Annotated in this window: 1 pseudogene; it reads left to right on the top strand. The window is 34.7% G+C overall.

Annotation, left to right across the window (positions count from 1 at the left end):
* A pseudogene (locus tag NK213_RS20320) lies at positions 1-770 on the top strand (hypothetical protein); the annotation flags it as partial.

The following is a 770-nucleotide window of genomic DNA, read 5'->3' as shown; positions in this document are numbered from 1 at the left end:
ATAGACGGCAAAATAGACAGCTTAATGAAAAAGGACGAACTGACAAACAGTCTAACCAATGTTCACGCAAAAGTATCGGAAGAATCAGGCAAGATATCGGGATTAGTAAGGAATGCTAAAGGGGATATAGTAGGAAGAATAGACGGAACTAAGGAATCCCTATCAATGGATATTATACAGGGGTTTCTAGAAACAAATGACCATATCACAATAATGGGAAGCGAACTTCATACGGCAATCTCAAGAGGACTAAATGGAATGTATAACATAGTCCAGAGAAGTGCTCAAAATGGAGTAGTTGTAAATGAAGGGGAGAAAAATGTATCTGATTTGGAAAATGCCATAAGAGGTTTGAGTAAAAATATAAGTAAGCCAAATCTTGGAGATTACAATAAAACAGGTGGAGGAAGTAAGAAAAACAAAGGCAGTAAAGAAAAGAAGCCAGAGAAAGATAAATGGGAGCAGATGCTTGAAAGCCTTAATAAACAGATAAAAGAATTTAGCATAAACAGTCAGGAACTTGCTGGGAAAATAAAGAATGCCAGAAGTGAACTAGATAAACTCGAAATAACAAAAATAATAGATTTTAGAGATGCCCTGGACTGGTCAAATGCCGAAGTATTACAATCATTTATAAAAATAAAAGAAACATCAAGGGATTTAGCAAGAACTCTGGGAGATAAGGGAGCAGTTGAACAATATACACAGGAAATAAAGAAATTAAATGAACAGCTGTATTTTGCCAATACTTCAAAAGAATATAAGAAAAA

This window comes from Sebaldella sp. S0638, from assembly GCF_024158605.1.
Taxonomy (GTDB): domain Bacteria; phylum Fusobacteriota; class Fusobacteriia; order Fusobacteriales; family Leptotrichiaceae; genus Sebaldella.
Note: the sequence above shows the minus strand (reverse complement) of the source record. Positions and strands in the feature narration are given on the sequence as shown.